Source organism: Methylomonas aurea, assembly GCF_024505045.1.
GTDB classification, from domain to species: domain Bacteria; phylum Pseudomonadota; class Gammaproteobacteria; order Methylococcales; family Methylomonadaceae; genus Methylomonas; species Methylomonas aurea.
This window is the reverse complement of the sequence record NZ_JANIBM010000014.1, coordinates 57,459-78,095: the sequence shown is the minus strand read 5'-3', so window position 1 is coordinate 78,095 and position 20,637 is coordinate 57,459. Positions and strand designations below refer to the sequence as shown.

Annotated in this window: 16 protein-coding genes; all 16 read right to left on the bottom strand. The window is 59.7% G+C overall.

Features of this window, described 5'->3' with window-relative positions; genetic code table 11:
- Positions 1–13: 13 nt before the first annotated feature.
- The 16 genes from NP603_RS12905 to NP603_RS12830 all read right to left on the bottom strand — a co-directional run bounded on the left by NP603_RS12905 (position 14) and on the right by NP603_RS12830 (position 20,636).
- Positions 14–3,139, bottom strand: coding sequence for an efflux RND transporter permease subunit (locus tag NP603_RS12905; RefSeq protein WP_256611293.1), 3,126 nt, complete (start codon positions 3,137–3,139; stop codon positions 14–16).
- 3 nt (positions 3,140–3,142) lie between these two features.
- Positions 3,143–4,258, bottom strand: a complete 1,116-nt coding sequence (locus tag NP603_RS12900; RefSeq protein WP_256611292.1) for an efflux RND transporter periplasmic adaptor subunit — start codon at positions 4,256–4,258, stop codon at positions 3,143–3,145.
- A gap of 63 nt (positions 4,259–4,321) precedes the next feature.
- Complete coding sequence (locus NP603_RS12895) at positions 4,322–5,611, bottom strand: hemolysin family protein (protein ID WP_256611291.1); 1,290 nt, start codon at positions 5,609–5,611, stop codon at positions 4,322–4,324.
- 39 nt (positions 5,612–5,650) lie between these two features.
- Positions 5,651–7,453 (bottom strand): VWA domain-containing protein, encoded by a 1,803-nt coding sequence (locus NP603_RS12890; RefSeq protein WP_256611290.1) that lies wholly within the window; start codon positions 7,451–7,453, stop codon positions 5,651–5,653.
- Positions 7,453–8,439 carry a vWA domain-containing protein gene (locus NP603_RS12885; protein ID WP_256611289.1) on the bottom strand — a complete coding sequence of 329 codons (987 nt, stop codon included), beginning with the start codon at positions 8,437–8,439 and terminating at the stop codon, positions 7,453–7,455. Before NP603_RS12885 ends, NP603_RS12890 begins: the two co-directional genes overlap by 1 nt.
- Entirely contained in the window at positions 8,436–8,903 is a 468-nt protein-coding gene (locus tag NP603_RS12880; protein WP_256611288.1) for a DUF4381 domain-containing protein, read from the bottom strand. The genes NP603_RS12885 and NP603_RS12880 overlap by 4 nt, the downstream gene beginning before the upstream one ends.
- 17 nt (positions 8,904–8,920) lie before the next feature.
- A complete protein-coding gene (locus tag NP603_RS12875; RefSeq protein WP_256611287.1) occupies positions 8,921–13,066 on the bottom strand; it encodes an EAL domain-containing protein in 4,146 nt (1,381 codons plus the stop codon).
- Between the two features lie 15 nt (positions 13,067–13,081).
- Positions 13,082–13,996, bottom strand: a complete 915-nt coding sequence (locus tag NP603_RS12870) for a DUF58 domain-containing protein (protein WP_256611286.1) — start codon at positions 13,994–13,996, stop codon at positions 13,082–13,084.
- Positions 13,996–14,982, bottom strand: a complete 987-nt coding sequence (locus NP603_RS12865) for an AAA family ATPase (protein WP_256611285.1) — start codon at positions 14,980–14,982, stop codon at positions 13,996–13,998. The genes NP603_RS12870 and NP603_RS12865 overlap by 1 nt, the downstream gene beginning before the upstream one ends.
- A 65-nt stretch (positions 14,983–15,047) precedes the next feature.
- A complete protein-coding gene (locus NP603_RS12860) occupies positions 15,048–15,749 on the bottom strand; it encodes an LOG family protein (protein ID WP_256611284.1) in 702 nt (233 codons plus the stop codon).
- Between the two features lie 44 nt (positions 15,750–15,793).
- A complete protein-coding gene (locus tag NP603_RS12855) occupies positions 15,794–17,098 on the bottom strand; it encodes a dihydroorotase (RefSeq protein WP_256611283.1) in 1,305 nt (434 codons plus the stop codon).
- Positions 17,099–17,168: 70 nt separating this feature from the next.
- Positions 17,169–18,131, bottom strand: a complete 963-nt coding sequence (locus NP603_RS12850) for an aspartate carbamoyltransferase catalytic subunit (RefSeq protein WP_256611282.1) — start codon at positions 18,129–18,131, stop codon at positions 17,169–17,171.
- The gene (gene pyrR / locus NP603_RS12845) at positions 18,128–18,649 is read right to left on the bottom strand and encodes a bifunctional pyr operon transcriptional regulator/uracil phosphoribosyltransferase PyrR (RefSeq protein WP_256611312.1); all 522 of its coding nucleotides are present in this window, start codon (positions 18,647–18,649) and stop codon (positions 18,128–18,130) included. Before pyrR ends, NP603_RS12850 begins: the two co-directional genes overlap by 4 nt.
- 72 nt (positions 18,650–18,721) lie before the next feature.
- Positions 18,722–19,168, bottom strand: a complete 447-nt coding sequence (gene ruvX / locus NP603_RS12840; protein ID WP_256611281.1) for a Holliday junction resolvase RuvX — start codon at positions 19,166–19,168, stop codon at positions 18,722–18,724.
- Positions 19,161–19,727, bottom strand: coding sequence for a YqgE/AlgH family protein (locus NP603_RS12835; RefSeq protein WP_371928846.1), 567 nt, complete (start codon positions 19,725–19,727; stop codon positions 19,161–19,163). Before NP603_RS12835 ends, ruvX begins: the two co-directional genes overlap by 8 nt.
- Before the next feature lie 15 nt (positions 19,728–19,742).
- Positions 19,743–20,636 carry a TonB family protein gene (locus NP603_RS12830; RefSeq protein WP_256611279.1) on the bottom strand — a complete coding sequence of 298 codons (894 nt, stop codon included), beginning with the start codon at positions 20,634–20,636 and terminating at the stop codon, positions 19,743–19,745.
- Position 20,637: the final 1 nt, after the last annotated feature.

Sequence of the window (20,637 nt, the reverse complement as noted above, 5' to 3'; positions counted from 1 at the left end):
GGTAAAAATCCGCTCATCTCATCGAAAACGGTTTATGAACATCCTGGCGATCGTCGAACCAACCGTACAGCACCGGCAACACCACCAGAGTCAATAACGTGGAACTGATCAGGCCGCCGATCACGACGATGGCCAACGGCTTTTGTACTTCCGAACCGGGCCCGACCGCAAACAGAAACGGCACCAGACCCAGCAAGGCCACGGTCGCCGTCATCATCACCGGCCGGAAACGCTGCTCGCAGCCGCGGCGTACCGCATATTCCAGGCTCAAGCCGCTCTCGCGCTGGGCCCGGATATAGGACACCAGCACCACGCCGTTCAACACCGCGATGCCCCACAAGGCGATGAAACCGACCGAGGCCGGCACCGACAAATACTCGCCGCTCAAAAACAGCGTGACGATACCGCCGATCGAAGCGAACGGCAGCACCAGGATGATCAGCGCCGCGAAGCGCAGCGATTTGAACAACATGAACAGCAGAAAGAAAATCGCCGCGATCGTCACCGGAATGATCATTTGCAAATGGCCCAAGGCCCGTTCCATGTTCTGGAACTGGCCGCCCCACTGCAGATAATACCCCTCCGGCAATTTGACCTTGTCGGCCACGGCTTTTTGCAATTCGGCGACGAAACCGCCCAAATCGCGGTCGCGTACGTTGATGCCGACCACGATCCGCCGCTTGCCCATTTCCCGGCTGATTTGAGCGGGACCGTCGTTCAGGCTGATTTTGGTCACGTCGCCCAGCGGCACCCGCGCCCCGTTCGGCGAGGTCAACATCAATTGGTCGATCGCGGCGATATTGTTGCGGAAGGCCTCCGGCAGCCGCACTGCGGCCGAGAAGCGCCGCTCGCCCTGATAAATTTCGGTGGCGACTTTGCCGGCAATCGCGGTTTCGATCACGTCGTGAATGTCCGAGGCATTCAGGCCGTGGCGGGAAATCGCCTGGCGGTCCACGGTAATATTCAGATATTGCTGGCCGGTCAGCCGTTCGACCCGGATATCGCGGGCACCGCTGACGCCGTTAGCTACCCCGGCAATCGCGTCCGCCAATCGTTTCAGCTCGGCCAGATCGTCGCCGAACACCTTGACCGCAACGTCGGAACGCACGCCGGTCACCATTTCGTCGACCCGGTCGGAAATCGGTTGCGCCATCACCACTTGCATGCCGGGCAGATTTTCGACCAGCTTGTCGCTCATCGCGTCGGCAATGTCGTCCTGGGTCCAGCCTTGCGGCCATTCCTCGCGCGGTTTCAAGGTCACGATCGGCGTCGATTCGTTTTGCGATTGCGGATCGGCCGGACTTTCGCCACGGCCGACGCCGGATACCACGTTTTTGACGCCCGGAATCTGCATCACCATTTTCATCGCCTGCATCTCGACGTTGATACTCTCTTCCAGCGAGATATTCGGCATTCGGTTAATCGCCGGCACGATGGAGCCTTCCTTCATTTCCGGTATGAACGAGGTGCCGAGTAACGGCAACAGCAGCAGCGAGCCGACGAATGCCGCCACGGCTGCGCCGACCACTTTCAGCCGGTTGGCCATAGCAAAATCCAGCAAGCGCAGATAATAGCGCTTGATGAACGCAATCAGACGCGTGTCGTGTTCGCCGTCGTGGCCCTCCAACGCAAACGCGCACAACACCGGCGACAAGGTCAGCGACACCACCAGCGAAATCAACAGCGCGATCGCGATGGTATAAGCCAGCGGCGCGAACATCTTGCCTTCCATGCCCTGCAACGTCATCAACGGCAAAAATACCAAGACGATGATGCCGACGCCGAACAATACCGGCGTCGCCACCTCCTGGGTCGCGGCCTGCACCACCCGCACCCGGCTGGTGGCGCGCCCCTTGCGTTCGCCGAGCAAGCGGAACGCATTCTCGACCACCACCACCGAGCCGTCCACCATCAAGCCGATCGCAATCGCCAGACCGCCGAGAGACATCAAATTGGCCGACAAACCCAATTGGTTCATCATGATGAAAGTCACCAACGGCGTCACGATCAGCGTACCGACCACGATCAGACTGGAGCGCACGTCGCCCAGGAACAGAAACAGGATGATGACGACCAAGACGATGCCTTCCATTAACACCTTGGTCACGGTATGCAACGCCGCGTCGACCAGATCGCTGCGGTCGTAATAGGGCACGATTTTCAGGCCGCCCGGCAACATGCCCTTGGCATTGATTTCCGCCACCCGTTCCTTGATCCGACTCACCACTTCCTTGGCGTTGCCGCCGCGCAGCATCATGACGATGCCGCCGACCGATTCGGTGTAACCGTTTTTGATGACCGCACCGGCCCGCACTTCGTGGCCGATTTTGATTTCGGCGACGTCGTGCATGTGCACCGGCACGCTGTCTTCCTCCTTCAACACAATATTGCCGATGTCGTTGACGTCGTTGATCAAACCGACGCCGCGGATCAAATATTGCTCGGCATAGTGCGGCAACACGCCGCCGCCGCTGTTGGCGTTGTTGCGCGCCAAGGCCTCGAACACCTCGTTCAGCGAAATCCGGTAGTGGTGCAAGCGGTTGGGGTTGACCAGAACCTGGTATTGCTTGACGTAACCGCCCTGGGAATTGATCTCGGCCACGCCGGGTATGCCGCGCAACAAGGGCCGGACCACCCAGTCCTGCGCTTCGCGCCGAAACTGCAACTCTTCCTGGGTCAACGGCCGCTCGCCGTCGTCGTCGCGGTCCAGCGTGTATTGGTAAACCTCGCCCAGGCCGGTCGACACCGGACCCAGCACCGGATTGACGCCGGGCGGCATCTGCTGCTTGACTTCGATCAGGCGTTCCATCACCAACTGCCGGGCAAAATAGACTTCGGTCTTGTCGGTAAAGATCAGCGTGATCAGCGACAGGCCGTTTTTATTCAGCGAGCGCATTTCTTCCAGCCCCGGCAAGCCGGCCATCGCGATCTCCAACGGCACGGTCACCAACCGCTCGACCTCGTCCGGCGATTTTCCGGCGGCTTCGGTAGCGATTTGCACCTGAATGTTGGTCACGTCCGGAAACGCATCCACCGACAACTGGCGCACCGCGCGGACGCCGAATAGCGCTACCGCCACCGCCAGCACCGCCACCAAAATCCGTTGTTGCAGCGCCAGTTCTATCAGACGGTTGACCATGGCTTACTCCAACGCGCTGCGCAGGCGTTCGTTGTTCAAATGAAAGGCGCCGTTGACGACGATTTTTTCGCCGGGGCGCAGGCCGGCCAATAATTCACGTTTATGGGCCTCCTCGCGGCCCAGTTTGACCGGGCGCAACTCGAAACGGTTGTCGGCGGTCTGCACGAAGACGTGGTCTTTATCGTCTTCCCGCACCACCGCCGGACTCGGGATCAGCAGGGATTGGGCGCCGGGCTTGCTGATTTTCAGCGTTGCCAACATCTGCGGTTTAAATAGCCGCTGCGGATTGGCCAGCGCCATCCTGACCGTCACGGTGCGGGTGTCGGGATCGACCAGATCGGAGACGTAGATCAATTTGCCGCTGACGCTCTCGCCGGGCAACGCCGGCACTTCCGCCAGCACCTGGTCGCCCTGCCGCGCCCAATGCGCCTGTTGTTCCGGAATTTCCGCCACCAGCCACAGTTGCGATAAATCGGCGACGGTGTACAGGCTGTCGGCCGGTTGCACCACCTGGCCGATGGCGACGTTGCGCTCGATCACGACGCCGTCTATGCTGGAGGTTACCGGCGAAAACGAATAGATGCTGCGTTGCTTGTCCAGCCGCTTCAAATCGGCCTCGCCCATGCCCATCACCCGCAAACGGTCGCTAGCGGCGCGCAAGTCCACCTCGGCTTCGGCCAGCACGCCCTGGCGTTCCTGCAACTCGGCCTCGGCAATCACACCGCTTTCCAGCAACCGTTCGGCGCGCTTCACCGTGATCCGCCGCAGATTGACTTGCGACGTGGCTTTCAGGTAATCCGATTGGGCCTGGCTCAGTTCGGTGCTGTTCAACAGCGCCAGCCGGTCGCCCTTCTTGACGTTTTGGCCCAACATCGCATTGATTTCGGTGATGCGGCCGGTCACGCTGGCGCCGATCCGGGCCACCCGGTGCTGGTCCAAATCCACCCGCGCCGACAGGCTCAACGACTCCCGCATTTCGCCGGGTTTGACTTCATCTATCGTCAGCAATTTCATCAGCGCCGGCGAGGCTTCCAGCAACGGTTTCATGTCCGCGGCCGCGGCCGGAGCGGCCCAGCACACTAAAGCTGAGATCAGGGTTAATAATCGCTGCGCTTGCATGGTTTTTTCCTTTTGTCATTAATCTGCTTGCCCGGCGCGGCCGCAACCGGCCCGCCGCGGCGCTTACTCTTCGCCCGGCCGCGGCGTGATCAGCACTTTGTCTATGCGCACACCGTCGATGTCGACGATCTCGAACCGCCATTCCTGGTATTCGAAGGCTTCGGCGACGCGCGGAATGTCTTCCAGGTAAAACAAGACGAAGCCGCCCACCGTGTGGTAAGCGTTGTCGGCTTCGCCTGGGAGCTCGCCGCTGATGCCGATCAGCGATTTCAAGCGCTGCACCGAGACGCCGCCGTCGACCAGCCAGGAACCGTCAGCACGTTCGGCAATATCGACATCCAGGTCGCCGCCGGGCAGTTCGCCGACGATGGCTTTCAATACATCGCTCAACGTGACCAGTCCCTCGATATCGCCGTATTCGTTGGCGACCAGCGCCAAATCGGCCTTGTTGGATTTGAAATACTCCAGCAGTTGCACCAGCGTCATCGTCTCCGGCACGTAATGCGGCGTGCGCACGAACGGCGCGAGCTCGAACGCCGCCCCGCTCATCGCCGGCTGCAGCAATTCGCTACGGGTCAGCACCCCGACGATGTTGTCCAGCCCGCCGCGGCAAATCACGGTTCTGGCATAGGGGCATTCGGCAATCTTGCGCCGCACCTCGGCATCGCCGTCGCCCAGATCGGCGGCATAAATCTGCAGGCGCGGCGTCATCGCCGCGCCGACCCGCTGCTCGTCGAGCTTCATCACATTGCCGACCAGATGGCGTTCGCTGGCATGAAACACGCCGGACTCGGCGCCGATTTCCATCAGCAATTTGATTTCCTCATTGGTCACGCTCGCCTGCGCCGGCCGGTGGGCGCCGCACAAGCGCAGCAACAAGGAGCTGGACGAGGACAACAGCCACACCAGCGGGCTGGCGAACGCAGCCAACATATTCATCGGCTTGGCGACGGCCAGCGCAATCCGCTCCGGATTTAATAGAGCCAGCCGCTTCGGCGCCAATTCGCCGACCACGACCGAAAAATAGGTGATGGCAACCACGGTGGCCGCCAGGGCAATGCTGTCGGCATACGGCGCCAACCAGGGAAATTGGGCCAGATAGCGTTGCAACGGTTCGGTCAGGGCGTCCTCGCCAAGCGCGCCGCTGAGAATACCGACCGAGGTGATGCCGACCTGGACCGTCGACAAGAACCGCGAAGGGTCTTTATGCAGTTTCAGTGCGGTCGCAGCACCGGCCCGCTTCTCCCCTACCAATTTCTGCAACCTGGCCAACCCGGACGACACCAGCGCCATTTCCGACATGGCAAATACGCCGTTGAGCAAAATCAAAAACACTATCAGGCCAATATCCATCGTCTTCTCGTGAGTCTGTTGAACGGTTTGCGCTTCGCTTTACCAGGGGTTCTCGGCCTGAGTCCGGCGATTGCGTTGGCTGTATTGATACTTGAATTTACGCCGCAACAACCCGGTGGGCTCGTCGGGGATGCGCTTCAATAGCTGTTCGTTGGCGCGTTCGGTTTCGTTGCGTTCGACCTCGGCGGCCGATTGCGCCGGCTGCGTTTCGGGTTGGGCATCCTTGGGCTGGTCTTGAGCTTGGTCGGGCTGAGTTGTCTGTCGGCTATCCGAGGGGTTTTGTTCCGGCTGTTTTGGTTGCTGCCCGGCCTGCTTGCGCTCGTCCGCCGCCGATTGCTCGCCCGGCTGCTCCGGCGGCTTGGCCGCTTCGCTCTGCCGGTCGCGGTCTGCCTGGCCGGACTGGGATTGCCGGTCTTGCGATTGCGGCTCTTGTCCGCCGTCCTGCGGCTGACGGTCCGGGCCCTGGTTCGGCTGTTGCTGCTGCTCCTGCAATTTCTTCTCGACCAATTCCTTGTTGTATTTTGCGTCCTGGTGCTGCGGATCGAGTTGCAAGGCCTGCTGGTAAGCCTGCACCGCCTCCGGCAAGCGGCCGGCAAGGGCCAGCGCGTTGCCGCGGTTGTAATGGCCCTCTGCGCTGTTGGCGTCTTTCAGAGTTTCGGCGGCCTGTTCGTATTGGCCGGCCTTGTATTGGGCGGCGGCGCGCCAGGCCTGGTCCTGGAATTGCTCGGCCGCCTGCTGGTATTGTTGCTGCTCGAAGGCCTGTTTTGCGCGTTGGTCGGGGGTCTTCCACAGGCTTTGCCAATCCAACGCATAACCGTTACGGGGCAGCGGCGCCAGACTCAACAGGCACCATAGCAGCAAACCTTTCCTGAATTGCACAGCCGCCCACGGCAATACCAGCAGTACCAGCCACGGCCCCTTTTCGTCCCATTGCTGCAACAGCAAATTGGAATCCTGATTTTGCGGATCGGTTACTGCGGAATTGAATACCCGGCTCAATGCTTCGATGTCTTCGTCGCCGGCCGTAACCGGCTGATAAAGGCCGCGGCCGTTACGAGCGAGAGTAGCCAAAGTCACTTCGTCCATCTTCGCCACCACGATATTGCCGCTGCGATCCTTCAAAAATCCGCCTCCGGCCGCCTGGATCGGCGCACCGTCGGCGGTACCGACTGCCAATACCGATAGTTGGTAACCGCCCAGCCATTGCTCGGCCTGTTCCGCCACGTCGGCGTCGGCGCCGTCGGTTACCAGCAGGATATGGCCTTTGGCCAGTCCGGCTTGGCGCAACAAATTGACGGCGTGTTCGATGGCGATGGAAGTGTGGCTGCCCGGGCTGGGCATGATGTCGGTGGTCAACGCCGGCAACTGGCTGTCGATGGTGGCGGTGTCGGTGGTCAACGGCGTCACGGTAAAGGCATCGCCGCCGTAGACCAGCAGCGCGGTCTGGCCGTCCTTGCGCTGTTTCAGCAGATCGGCGATTTTGTAGCGGGCCTTGCCGATGCGGCTGGGTTTGATATCGGCGGCGTCCATCGATTTGGACAAATCCAGGGCGATGACTAGCGCCGCATCGTTGCGAAAAGCCGGACTGGGCAGGCGCTCCCAAGTCGGCCCGGCCAACGCGGCAATCGCCAGCACGGCCGCCAGTGCGGCGCCGACCAGGCTATAACGCCGCTGCGCTGCCGCCGGCTGATCCTGCAGCACAAACGGCAATAGCTCGGCATCACAAACCTCAGTCCAATTCGCCCGGCTTTGCCGATGGCGGGCCAGCTTCAGCAACAGCAAGGCTGCCGGCAGCAAGGCCAAAAACCAGAGCGGGCGCAAAAAATGGAATTCTGCCGGCATCAGCTCCACCGTAACCGCCCGGCCGCGATCAAGCCGGCCAGCATCAAGGCCAAGCCCAACGGCCAATGGAACAACTCGCTACGCGGCCGGAAGTATTGTTTGTCTTTTTCCACCGGTTCCAGTTGGTCGAGCATTTGGTAAATCCGCTCCAATTCCTCGGTGTTGCGAGCGCGGAAGTAATGTCCGCCGGTGGTTTCGGCGATGGCAGTCAAGGTTTTTTCGTCCAAATCCACCGATGGATTGACCCGGCGCGTGCCGAACAGACTGCGCACCAAAATCTCGTCGGCACCGATGCCGATGGTATAAATTTTCAAGCGGTGTTCGGCCGCCAGTTCTGCGGCCTTCAGCGGCGCCAGTTCGCCGGCCGTGTTGGCGCCGTCGGTCAACAGGATCAGCACGCGGCTGGCATCTTTCTGGTCTTGCAGGCGTTTGATCGCCAGGCCGATGGCATCGCCGATCGACGTTTTCGGTTCGTCTTCGGTGATGCCGATAAAGGCTTCGCCGAGCAAGGTCTGCACGGTCTTGCGGTCGAAGGTCAACGGCACGTGCAGATAAGCCTGGGTCCCGAACAGGATCAAACCAAGCCGGTCGCCGGCGCGGCGCATGATGAACTCACCCGCCACTTGCTTAATCGCAGTCAGCCGGTCGACCCGCTGTTTATCCAACAGGAAGTCTTCTTCCTGCATGCTGCCGGAGACGTCGACCGCCAACATCAGATCGCGGCCGCTGACCGCCTGCTCCAGCGGTTCCCCCAACCATTGCGGCCGCGCCGCGGCCAACAGCAGACAAAGCCAGGCGCAACCGGCCAGCCACAGCGGCCAACGCCGTTCGCTGCCGACGATATACCCAGGATCGCTGCCGAAATCGTCCAGAAACGGCGTCTTCAACGCGGCCTGCCGCGCCGGAACCTGGGCCGGCAACCAGCGGCGCAGCAACAGCGGCAACGGTATCAGAATCAGCAGCCAAGGCCAGACTAGCGTCATCATGATTTTTTCGCCTGTTGCTTCAACCAGCGTTCGCATAATTCGAACAGCGCGTCCAGCTCAGCTTCAGCAGGCGGCTGCGGCCGGTATTGGGCATCGGCTAGGCAACGTCCCGGCCCCTGCGTGAACGGCGCATCCGGCAACGAGCGGTCCAGGTACTCCAGCCAGGCCTTACCGCTCAAGCTGGCCACATCCTGGCGCGAGGCAGTGCTCAAAGCCACTCGCCGCAACAATGCCGACAAGGCAACCAACGTCGGTTTGGCGTCGCCAGCATGCTCGCGACGGATTTGCTGCAGCAATTGAGCGGCGGCTTTAACGGCGTCGCGCCGGCGGATTCTCTTGTAAAGCCAACGCAGAGCCGCGATTAGCGCCGGCAACAGCAGCGCTAAGGCCCACCAGCCGGGCGCCGGCGGCCAAAAACTGACCGCGTCGGGCAAATGAATATCTCTTAACGGCAATTGTTCCATCGTTGGCGTTATCGAATTCAAGGCACTTGAGTATACAGGATCAGGCGCTCGTCGATTTCCTGTTGTACCGCCTGTAAAGCGGCGAAACCGGCTTGGGCTGCCGCCAACTCGCCGGCATCGCATTGCTGTTTCAAGCGGTCGGCCTGGTTATGCAAATTTTGCTGCAATTGCTGCAGCCGTTCCAACCAGTCTTCGCCATACTGCCGCTCCTGTTTGGCCTGGCGCAGCCAGCGCCCGAGATGAGTACGCGTACCGTCCATGATCGGCCAGGCCGGCAACGGCCTACGTCCGGCGGCAAACAGGCAGTCATGCACGCGTTGCAACCACTGGCGGGCGTCGCAGCGCCTAATCGCGATCATGGTCTGCTCCGGCGTCAACTCGGCATTGGCATAGAAATTCCAATCGGCGAAAGGCCGGTAGGCCGCGACCCAATCGGCGATCTGCGCGGCCGGCATAGGCCTGGCAATGGCATATCCTTGCAGCAAGTGGCAACCCAGCAACAGCAGCACGATACCCTGTTCCTGGCTTTCCACGCCCTCGGCGACCACCTTGCGGTTGAAGGCTTGGCTCAGGTCGATTACGCTGTCGATGATGGCATAATCGTCCGGGTCGTCCAACATGTCGCGGACGAAGGTTTGATCGATTTTCACAGTATCCACCGACAAATGCCGCAAGTGGGTCAGCGACGAATATCCGGTACCGAAGTCGTCCAGCGCCACGCTGATGCCGAGTTGCTCGCGGCAATTCTTGATAATCCCGTTCACGGCGCTCAAATCGTCCAGCGCCGTGCTTTCCAGGATTTCGAGCTGCAAGGACTGTGCCCGGAGTTGAGGATGCTGGCGCAAGGTGTCGGCGATGTGCTCCTGAATTCCCGGCCACAGCAAATGATACGAGGAAATATTGACGCTGACGTCCAAACTCAAGCCCTGCCCCTGCCAGGCCGCCAGGTCGCGGCAGGCCTGCTCGATCACCCAATTGCCGATGCGGATTTCCAGATCGGTGGAAGCGATAGCCGGCAAGAAATCCAGCGGCGGCACCATGCCGCGCAGCGGGCTCAACCAACGGATCAGGGCTTCCACACCGGCCACATGCCCGGTCTTGATATCGACTTTTGGCTGGTAATACAGACACATTTCGCCGTTCAGGAAGGCTGCTTCGATATCGCGCAATTGCTGGTGGCGATGCATGATTTGCTGGTCCTGCGTCGCGTCGAACAGCTGGCTACGGTTCTTGCCGGCCAATTTGGCCTGGTACATAGCATGGTCGGCGTGCCGCAACAGGCCGTCGGGATCGGCATCGTCCAGCGGATATAAGGTATAGCCGCTGCTCGCGCCGATCGTGATTTGCTGGCCATCGATCACGAACGGCTCGGAAATCGCCTGGTGGATGCGCAGGATGGCTTGTTCGCATTGCTCCAGCGTGTCGATATCGCGCAGCAGCAACGCAAATTCGTCGCCGCCATGGCGCGATACGCTGTCTTCCTCGCGAATCGTATTTTTGATACGCTCCGCCACTTCCACCAGCACCCGGTCGCCGACGTCGTGGCCGAACATGTCGTTGACCGGTTTGAATCCATCCAGATCCAGAAAACCAATCGCCAGCAGCGATTTTTCACGTTTACTATGGGCTATGGCCTGGCTCAACCGGTCGGCAAACAGGATCCGGTTCGGCAACCGGGTCAGCGGATCGTAATGCGCCACCAGTTCCAATAATTGCTGTTGGTGTTTGGCTTGGGTCACGTCGGAAAACAGGCCGACGTAATGCGTGATGCGGCCTTCGCCATCGCACAACGCCGAAATCGTCAACCATTCCGCATATAAATCGCCGTTTTTCTTGCGGTTCCATAATTCGCCGTGCCAATGCTGGTGCTGGCGCAACTCGCGCCACATCTCGGCATAGAATTCCGGGCCGTACTTGCCGGACTGCAGAATGCTTGGATTTTTGCCGATGATCTCGTCGCGGCTGTAACCGGTAATCTCGCAAAAGGTGGGGTTGACATCGATGATGTTGGCGTCGGCATCGGTGATCAGAATCCCCTCGTGAGCTTCGCTGAACACGCGGGCGGCCAGTTTCAACTCATCCTCGGCCAATTTACGCTCGGTAATGTCGCGCGTCAGTCCGAGCAAGGCGGTAATATTGCCGTCGGCATCGCGCATCGGCACCGCGTGCGTTTCCAGCCAGCGCTGGCCGCCGCGCAACCCGGTGATTTCGAATTCCAAACTGCCGGATGCCCCGGCAAACACGCGGCGAAGCAATTTTATGAATTGGCCGCGGTATTTGGCATCGACCAGGTCCTCCAGCCGACCGCTTTGCGCCTGTTGCAAATCATCCGCTTCTATCATGTCCAGGCCGGCCCGGTTCATCTGCAACAGGCTACCGTCGCGCGCCAGCAGTTTCACGCATTCCGGCTGCGAATCGACGATGGTGCGCAATTTCAGTTCCGATTCGCGCGCCTGTTGCGCGGCGGCTTTTTGTTCGGCCACTGCCGTTTCCAGATCGCGGGTACGCTGTTCGACCAAAGCTTCGACCGTGGCGGTACGGCCGCTGACGATCAGCAGCATGATGTTCATCAGACTGGTGAAACAAAGCCCGCCGAGTAAGGTAATCCATAACACCGAAGAACTCTGTTCGTTGATAAACAGGCTGCTCGGCGAAATCGTCACCCGCCAATCCCGGTCGACGAACTTGAAGATTTTTTGCCAGTCCCGCAACGCGTAGTTCTGCTTTACCGTGGCCGGCATGCGCTTGGCGAACAACTCCCTATACACGCCGGTTCCAGCGGTATCTTCGATGCTGATGTCCAGCGACTGTGTGTTCAGGCCCTTGGTAACGACTTCCACCATGCGCGCCGGCAAAATCACCGCCGATACGAAACCGGCGAAGTCCTGATCGCGCATGCCGGCCGCCGGTTTGAACACCGGAATCGACACCAACACCCCCGGCGCCGGGCCGTCGACCTGCATCAAACTGAGGCCGGCCGACGCGGTCGGTTTACCGCTGGCTCTAGCCGCGTCCTTAGCCAATTTGCTCAACGGATTGGAGACCGAATCCAGGCCGAAGGCTCGCTCGTTGCCGGCCATCGGCTCGACGTAGGCCACCGGAAAATATTCGGTGCGCTCGCCCGCCGGAACCAACCCGCCGTCGGCATCACGTTCGGTAATGCGGAATCCGGCGTAGCCTTCCTGCTGCACTTTGGCTTCGAAGGTCGCGCGTTGCTGGTGGCGGATGCGCGGCAACCATTCCAAGGCCTGAATTTCCGGATGCCGCTCCAAAATACCGCGGGCAAACAGAGCGAATTGCTCGCGGCTGACATCGCTGGAAGCCAGAAATACATCCCTGAGCGCCAGACTGCTATCGACCACATGGGTGGTATATTCCACCAATAAAGTTTCGATGGCGGCGGCCCGATTGTCGAACGCCTGCTGGATCCGGGTTTGCTCGGCGCGAAACACCTGCATGAACACTAACACCAGTGCCAGTAAGGTACCCAGCATTGGCAAGGCCACGCTCAAGCGCCGAGCCCGCCACAACGCCAGCGGCCGGCCGAAGGCGCAAAACAGCAAAGGAGCGATCACCATCACGCCCAGACTGTCGCCGATCCACCAGTTACGCCAGGAGTTTTGCAACTCGTCGCCCGGCATCAAACCCAATCCGTATAACGCGGCGACACCGAAACTAGGTGCTGCCAAACAGGCCAGCGGGCCGGCCAGCACAAAAAACGTCAGGATGGCGCGCGGCGTTTCCAGTTTCGGCAACCCCGGCTGCAGGTATTTTTCGGACAAACTGGCGGCGATAACGGCCTGCAAGGTACTGCCGCAAGCAATCAGCAACGCGGCGGCGATGCCGGAGGTATTCAATTGGCCGGAAAAATTCGTGGCCGTGGCCAGTTCGATCAGCAGGGCTCCCAACCAGACCCCCGGCCAAAGCCGGCGACCGCAGATCAACAATGCGGCCAGCGCGATTCCCGCCGGCGGCCACAACGGACTGGAGTAACCTGGTGGAATCACCAGCTTCATGCCCAACCAGCCGCCGGCAAAGATCGTCACTGCCAACAAACCGATGCGGCCGACGACAACCGGCCACCGCAAAAAACCGGCTTGCCGCATCCGCGCAGCCGGAGCGGCCACATTGGCGGAACGCTGGGAATAGCCTGAACCGGTCATGGTTGATCCGAAGCCCTAACGATATTCCGGCCGGACACCGGTCAGCACGTCCAGCGCCGCTTGCTGTGTGCTGCACGGAATCAGCAACAGGCGTAATTGACTGGATAATTTTTGCAACAGTCGCCGGCGATCGGCGAACCGTTGTTGGTACACCTGTGCCCGTTGCCGGTCGGCAGTGTCGAACAAAATTTCGCGCAAACCGTCGGTAAACCGGTAACGCCCCTTGTCGGGCAAGCGGATTTCCAGCGGATCGGCGATGTGAACCATAACCACTTCGCAGTGCTTGGCCAGATTGGCCAAATGCCGTTCGGCGGCGGCGTTCAACCCGCGAAAGTCACTAAGGATATAAACCCGGCTGCCTGGGCGGGCGTGATGCAGCAATCTGGACAATGGAATATCGAGTTGATCTGCCGGATCGCCGCTATAGGCCGGTTTTACCAAAGCATTCAAAAACCTGAGTAAGGCCGGTTTGCCGGTTTGCGGCCGCAATTCCAGGCAACCGGCTTCGCTGAAAATCTGGCCACCGATGCGGTCGCCCTGCTGCAATGCGGCCCAGGCCAGCAATGCGGCCAAGCGGGCGGCCTGCACCCGTTTGAACACGCCGCGGGTAGCGAAAGCCATCGCCGCCCGGTAATCGACGGCGATGAACATCGGCCGCTCGCGTTCCTCCTTGAAAATTTTGCTGTGGGGCTTTCCGGTACGGGCGGTGACTCGCCAATCGATGCGGCGCACATCGTCGCCGGGCTGATACAGCCGGGTTTCGTCGAACGCCATACCGCGCCCTTTCAGGTGCGACAGGTAATTGCCGCTCTGCGCGGCGCGGATATTGGCGTGGCCCAGGCTGATCGCGGCGGCCGGTTTGGCCAGATCGACCAACCCTTTCAGAGTAACCGCCACCCGCGGGTTATCGGCGGTGTATTGCGCATCCATCAGGGCACGGCAATCCTGGCGATCAATTCCTTGACCACGTAATCGGCAGTGATGCCCTCGGCCTCGGCTTCGTAAGACAAAATCAGCCGGTGGCGAAGTACGTCGTAGGCCATGTCCTGGATGTCGGCCGGATCGACGAAATCGCGCTGCGCCAGCCAGGCCTTGGCCCGGGCGCAACGGTCCAGTGCAATGCTGGCGCGCGGGCTGGCACCGTATTGGATCCAACCGGCCAAGTCCTGGCCGTAGGCCGCCGGTTTACGGGTGGCCAGTACGATCTGCAATAAATACTGCTCCAGACTGTCAGCCAAATACAGGTCCAGCACTTCGCCGCGAGCGGCGAACAGGGTTTGCTGGCTGATCTTTACCGCCGGCGCGGCGCCGGCCTGCAAGGCGCCTTTGGCTTCGGCTCGCGCCAGCTGCAGAATGGCTTGCTCGTGGCCGGCGTCCGGATAATCGATTTTGACGTGCAGCAAAAACCGGTCGAGTTGCGCTTCCGGTAACGGATAAGTGCCTTCCTGTTCGATCGGGTTTTGCGTGGCCATGACCATGAACAGTTGCGGCAGCGGATAGGTGGCTTTGCCGACCGTGATCTGCCGCTCGGCCATCGCTTCCAGCAGCGCCGCCTGCACCTTGGCCGGTGCCCGGTTGATTTCGTCGGCCAGAATCAGGTTATGGAACAGCGGGCCTTTCTGAAATTCGAAGGTGGCGGATTGCGGCCGGTAAATTTCGGTGCCGGTCAAATCCGCCGGCAACAAGTCCGGGGTAAATTGCACCCGGTGAAAATCGGCCTGTATGCCCTGGCTGAGGACATTGATGGCACGGGTTTTAGCCAGACCCGGCGCACCTTCCACCAACAGATGGCCGTCGGCCAACAACGCGATCAACATCCGTTCGACCAGTATTTCCTGGCCGATGATTTGGCTGTTGATATGGTGTTTGAGTTGTTGCAGCGCCGCTTGGCAGGAATCGGGGCTTGTTGCAGTCATGTTGAGTTGGTTTGTTTGGATTAGCCGAGATCGGACCCGCCGGGGGCCGAAAAGTTGCGGATTGGTTAATTTTTGCGTTGCCGGTCTTTCCATTCCCGATGGGCGACCATGATTCTCACAACTTCGTGCGGATCGTCGGTGACGGTGATCAGCGCCAAATCTTCTTCGGAAATGGTGCCGTATTCGAGCATTTTCGCCTTCATCCAGTCCATCAGCCCGTTCCAGAAATCGCTGCCGAACAACACCAACGGAATCGGGTAGACCTTGTGAGTCTGCATCAGGGTCAGCGCCTCGAAAAATTCGTCCAGCGTACCAAAGCCGCCCGGCATACAGACGTAACCGATCGAATAGCGCACGAACATGACCTTACGCACGAAGAAATAGCGGAAATTCAAGGCGATGTTCTGGTAGGGGTTGGGCTTTTGCTCCATCGGCAATTCGATATTCAAACCGATGGAGGGTTGGTCGTTGGCGATCGCGCCTTTATTGGCCGCTTCCATCACCCCCGGACCGCCGCCGCTGATAATGGCAAAGCCCTGCTTGCTAAGCAGGTCGGCGATTTTCACGGTTTTGGCGTAGTAGGGATGTTCAGGTTTCAGGCGGGCCGAGCCGAAAATCGAAATCGCGTCGCACAGTCCTGACAATTCATCGAATCCCTCGGTAAACTCGCTGATGATCCGGAAAATGCGCCAGGACTGGTCGCCCTTCAAATCGTCGATGATGCTGGTCGAAGCTGACGTGCTGGTTCGGTTTTTGATGCAACTCATGTTTGTATCCTTGGCGAGGGCTGCCCGCCGTCACGGGTAAGGAGTCAGACCCGGTTAACTGCCGAAATATCCTGCAATCGGTAAGCGATCCGGCCGCCTTGCAGGGTGTAGGTCACGCGCCCGGTCAAGTCCCGCCCCCAATATGGCGTGTTGCAGCCGGCGCTGCGCCAGGACGGGCGCTCGACCCGCCAGACTAAAGCGGGGTCGAGTACACAGATATCGGCACTGGCTCCGACTGCCAGCGTGCCGGCGGCCAATCCCAAGATTCGGGCCGGATTACAGGTCAGACCGGCAATCACTTGCGCCAGGCCGATCCGATGCTGATCGGTCAGAGCCAGACCCAAGGGTACCAGCGTTTCCAGCGCTGCGACGCCGGATTCTGTTTCCGGAAACGCGCCGAGCTTGGCATCCAGATCGTGCGGTTGATGGTCGGAACAAATGGCGTCGATGGTACCGTTGGCCAACGCTTCGCGCAGATACTGGCGGTCTATCGTGCCGCGTAGCGGCGGCATGACGTGGTAATTGCTGTCGAACGGTTCGATATCGTTTTCGGTCAGGTGCAACTGGTGTATTGCAACGTCGGCGGTGACGTTCAAACCATACTTCTTGGCCTGCTGGATCTTGATCACCGATTGCTTGCAACTGATCTGGCTGAAATGCACCCGGCAGCCGGTCAATTCGGCCAATTCCAGACACTGCGCCAATGCAATCGATTCCGCCGCTTCCGGAATGCCGGGCAAGCCGTAGCGGCTGGCGACCGCACCTTCGTGGGCGCAGCCCTTGCCGGACAACGACGCTTCGTTGGCGCGGAACATCAGCAGCAAATCGTGGCTGCTGGCGTACTCCATGGCCCGACGCAAGATCAGCAAATTACCAAGCGGCGCGCTGGCATTACCGACTGCGATGCAACCGGCCTGCTTCAAAGCGAACATGGCACTGAGTTCGTTGCCGTCCAGTCGTTGGGTCAGTGCGCCGATACTGTAGACTTGCGCATAGCCGGCCTGCTCGGCTTTGTCTTTGATGTATTCGACCACGGCCGGCGTGTCGATGCAGGGCTTGGTGTCGGGCGGCAAACACAACGAGGTCACGCCGGCGGCCAGCGCGGCGCGGGTTTCGGATTGGATATTGCCTTTTTGGGTCTGGCCCGGTTCGCGCAGGCGCACGCTCAAGTCGACGAAACCGGGGCAAACCACCTGGCCGGTCGCGTCGATAGTTTGTTCGGCATCGAAATCGGCCAGCGCCTCGCCAACCGCAACGATTTTGCCGTCGGCGATATAAAGTGAACCTACGGCATCGATGCCGTTGGCCGGATCGACGATGCGGCCGTGGTCGATTCGTATTTTGGTCATGCCGCACCTCCTTGTGCGGCACCCTGCCGGGCCGCCGTTGGCGGTGCAAAATTTCTGTCCTGAAATTTTGTCATGCAGTACCTCCGCTTCGCATGGTCATCGACATGATCGCCATCCTTACCGCCACGCCGTTGCTGACTTGCTGCAGGATCACCGACTGCGGGCCATCGGCAACGCTGGAGGCAATTTCGACGCCACGGTTGATCGGTCCCGGATGCATCACGATCGCATCAGGCTTGGCCCGCTGCAATTTGGCTTCGGTCAAACCGAAACAACGGAAAAATTCGCTTTCGCTGGGCAGAAAGGCCGAGTTCATCCGCTCCTTTTGTAAACGCAACATGATGACCACATCGACATCGGCCAGCCCTTCGTCCATGTCGTGGATCGGCGTCACGCCCATGGTTTTGACCTGAGCCGGCAACAGCGTTTTCGGCGCAATGACTCTGACTTCGGCTACACCCAAGGCGTTTAAAGCCAGGATTTGTGAACGGGCGACCCGCGAATGCAGGATATCGCCGACGATCGCGACTTTAAGACCTTCGAACTGTTTCTTGTGCTGCCGGATCGTAAACATATCCAACATGGCCTGGGTCGGGTGGGCGTGCTGGCCGTCGCCCGCGTTGATCACACTGATGTGAGGCGCCACCTGCTGGGCGATGAAATGGGCGGCACCGCTCAAAGCGTGGCGCACCACGAACATGTCGACCTGCATCGCTTCCAGATTGCGGATCGTGTCGAGCAGGCTCTCGCCCTTGGATGTCGCGGAACGGGCAATATCCATATTCAACACGTCGGCCGACAGCCGGGTGGCGGCCAGTTCGAACGTGGTGCGGGTGCGGGTCGAGTTTTCGAAAAACAGATTGACGATGGTCTTGCCGCGCAGCAACGGCACTTTTTTAACTTGGTGCTCGGACATGCCGACAAAGGATTCGGCAGTGTCCAGAATCTCGGTCAGCAACTCCCGATCCAGGCCTTCGATGGTCAGAAAATGCTTGAGCCTGCCTTGTTCGGTCAGTTGCAGATGCCGGGTCATGCCGCGACTCCGGCCAGATCTTGAATCTCGATGCCGAGCGGGTCGGGACCGGTCAACTTGATCCGCTGGCCCTCGGCCAGATCGATACGAATGCCGCGGCAATCCGGCTGCAGCGGAATTTGGCGACCGTTGCGCTCGATCAACACCGCCAGCACTACCTGGTTGGGGCGGCCGTAATCGAAAATCTCGTTCAGCGCGGCGCGGCTGGTACGACCGCTGTAAAACACATCGTCGATCAGGATGATATCGCGACCTTCCAGATGCGGCGGCAACTGGCTGGTCCTGACCTTGGGGTGCATGCCGATTTGGGAAAAATCGTCCCGGTAAAAGGTGATGTCCAGCAAACCCAACGGCTCGCTGATGCCCAAGCGCAAGTGCATGTGGCGAGCGATCCAGGCCCCGCCGCTGTGAATTCCGATCAACAACGGATTTTGCAGTTTTCGTTCGACGATCTGCTGGCGTATGACCAGTTCCAGGTTATCCAGCAGGACGTCGATATTCAAAGAATCGATAGACATGGTGTGGTTGAGCATCTTGTTATTGTTGGCGGCCGGCCGCGGGGCATAACCAATCCGCACCGAAATCCGCGTTTATCGGTCAAACCAACTTTGTAAAATCAATTGGGCGGCAAGTTGGTCTTGTACCGACCATAGCTTGGTCGCACTGAGCTGCAGTTCGTCGAATAGCATCTGTTTGGCGGCAAACGTGGTCAACGCTTCGTCGATCTGGTGCACCGGCAAATTGTAACGGCCGTGCAATTGACGGCAGAATTTCTGCATCCGCGGCGTCACCACGTTGTCTGAGCCATCGGCCTGGCGGGAAATGCCGACCACCAATCCGGCCGGCCGCCATTCGGCGATGAGCTGGCCGATCCGGTTCCAATCCGGCACCTGGTTTAACGAGCGAATGGTTTGCAGCGGACTGGCGATGCCGCTGCCGGCATATCCGACCGCAACGCCGATTTTCTTATTGCCGAAATCAAATCCCAGATAGGCGTCGCTGCTTAATTTGGCAGCCAGCGGGTCGATTTTAACCATGTCCGGCCGGCGTGGTCAGACGATTGATATCGATACCGAGTTGGCCGGCCGCAGCATTCCAGCGTTGGTTGATCGGCGTCTCGTACAGGATGGCCTCGCCGCAGGGCGTATTCAACCAAGCGTTTTCGATGATTTCTTTCTCCAACTGGCCGCTACCCCAACCGGCATAACCGAGTGCGATCAGGTAGTGGCTAGGGCCTTTGCCTTCGGCAATGGCTTCCAGGATGTCGCGGGAACTGGTCAACGTGATGTTTTCCGCCGTAGAGATGCTGGAATCCCAGCGCTGTCCGCAGGCATTATGAATCACGAAACCGCGCTCCTGCTGCACCGGGCCACCAGCGAAAATCGGCGTGTTCAACACGGCTTCGATTTCGGATTTGATGCCCATCTGCTCGAAAATATCTTTCAACTTCATGCCGGTCGGTCGGTTTATCACAATCCCTAGCGCCCCTTCCGCATTGTGCTGGCACAGGTAGGTAACGGTGTGAAAGAAATGCGGGTCGGCCAGGCCGGGCATCGCGATCAAAAACTGATTGTTCAAATAAGTCACGTCTGTCATGGCATCGTTCATTGGCTAGCGTGCGGTCATACCGGTTTCGTCCGAGAACTTCCAGACCCTGGTAATCACCAAAACGTTCACTTCCCGTAACAACTCGTCCGGCAATGCCGCAAACGGTGCGCTCATCTTGACGATGCGTTTGGCGGCATCGTCCAGGGCCGGATTACCGGATGATTTGACAACCCGCATGCTGTAAATACTGCCGTCGGCATTGATACCGACATCCATCGTCAAGGTTTGCGAGGCGCCTTTTTTGCGCGCGGCCTCAGGATAATTCAGATTGCCGGTCCGCTCAACCTTGTCCTCCCAGTCCTTGACATACTGCGCCGCCAGGTACTTGTGGGTGCTGATCGAATGCACGAACTTGATCTTGGATTCTTCGGTACTCTGCTGGCTGTTACGAATCCGTTCGCCTAGTTGCGCGATTTGTTGCTGCAGGGCTTCAGGCGACAATTTGGGGGCAACTTCGTGTACTTCAACCGGCTCCGGCGTCTGTACCGGCTGTTCCGGCTCGACAACGACCTTGACCGGAGCCTTGGCCTGGACCAGGACTTTCTCGGTCACGGGTTTTGCCGGTAGCGGCGCCGGTTGCGGCTGCGCTTTTTTCGGCGGCGGATTGGGCAGCGACAAAGGAACCGCTTCTCTATGCTGCAAAGGCTCCGGTTTCTTGGTTTGGTCACCGGCACCGAGCTGATGCTCCGCCGCCAGATACTTGGCATCTTTCGGCGCTTTTTTCAGCGGCGTGTGCGCCACGGTGATTTCCATCGACTTGTTCACTTTTGGCGGCTGCGGCGCCGTAAAATTGACCCCGAGTACGATGGCGATATGCACCACTGCAGCCAGGAACAGTGCCGTGAGCAACGAGTCGCCTTGCGACAGCGGGGTCGGTGTCAACTGCGGTGCCGGCATT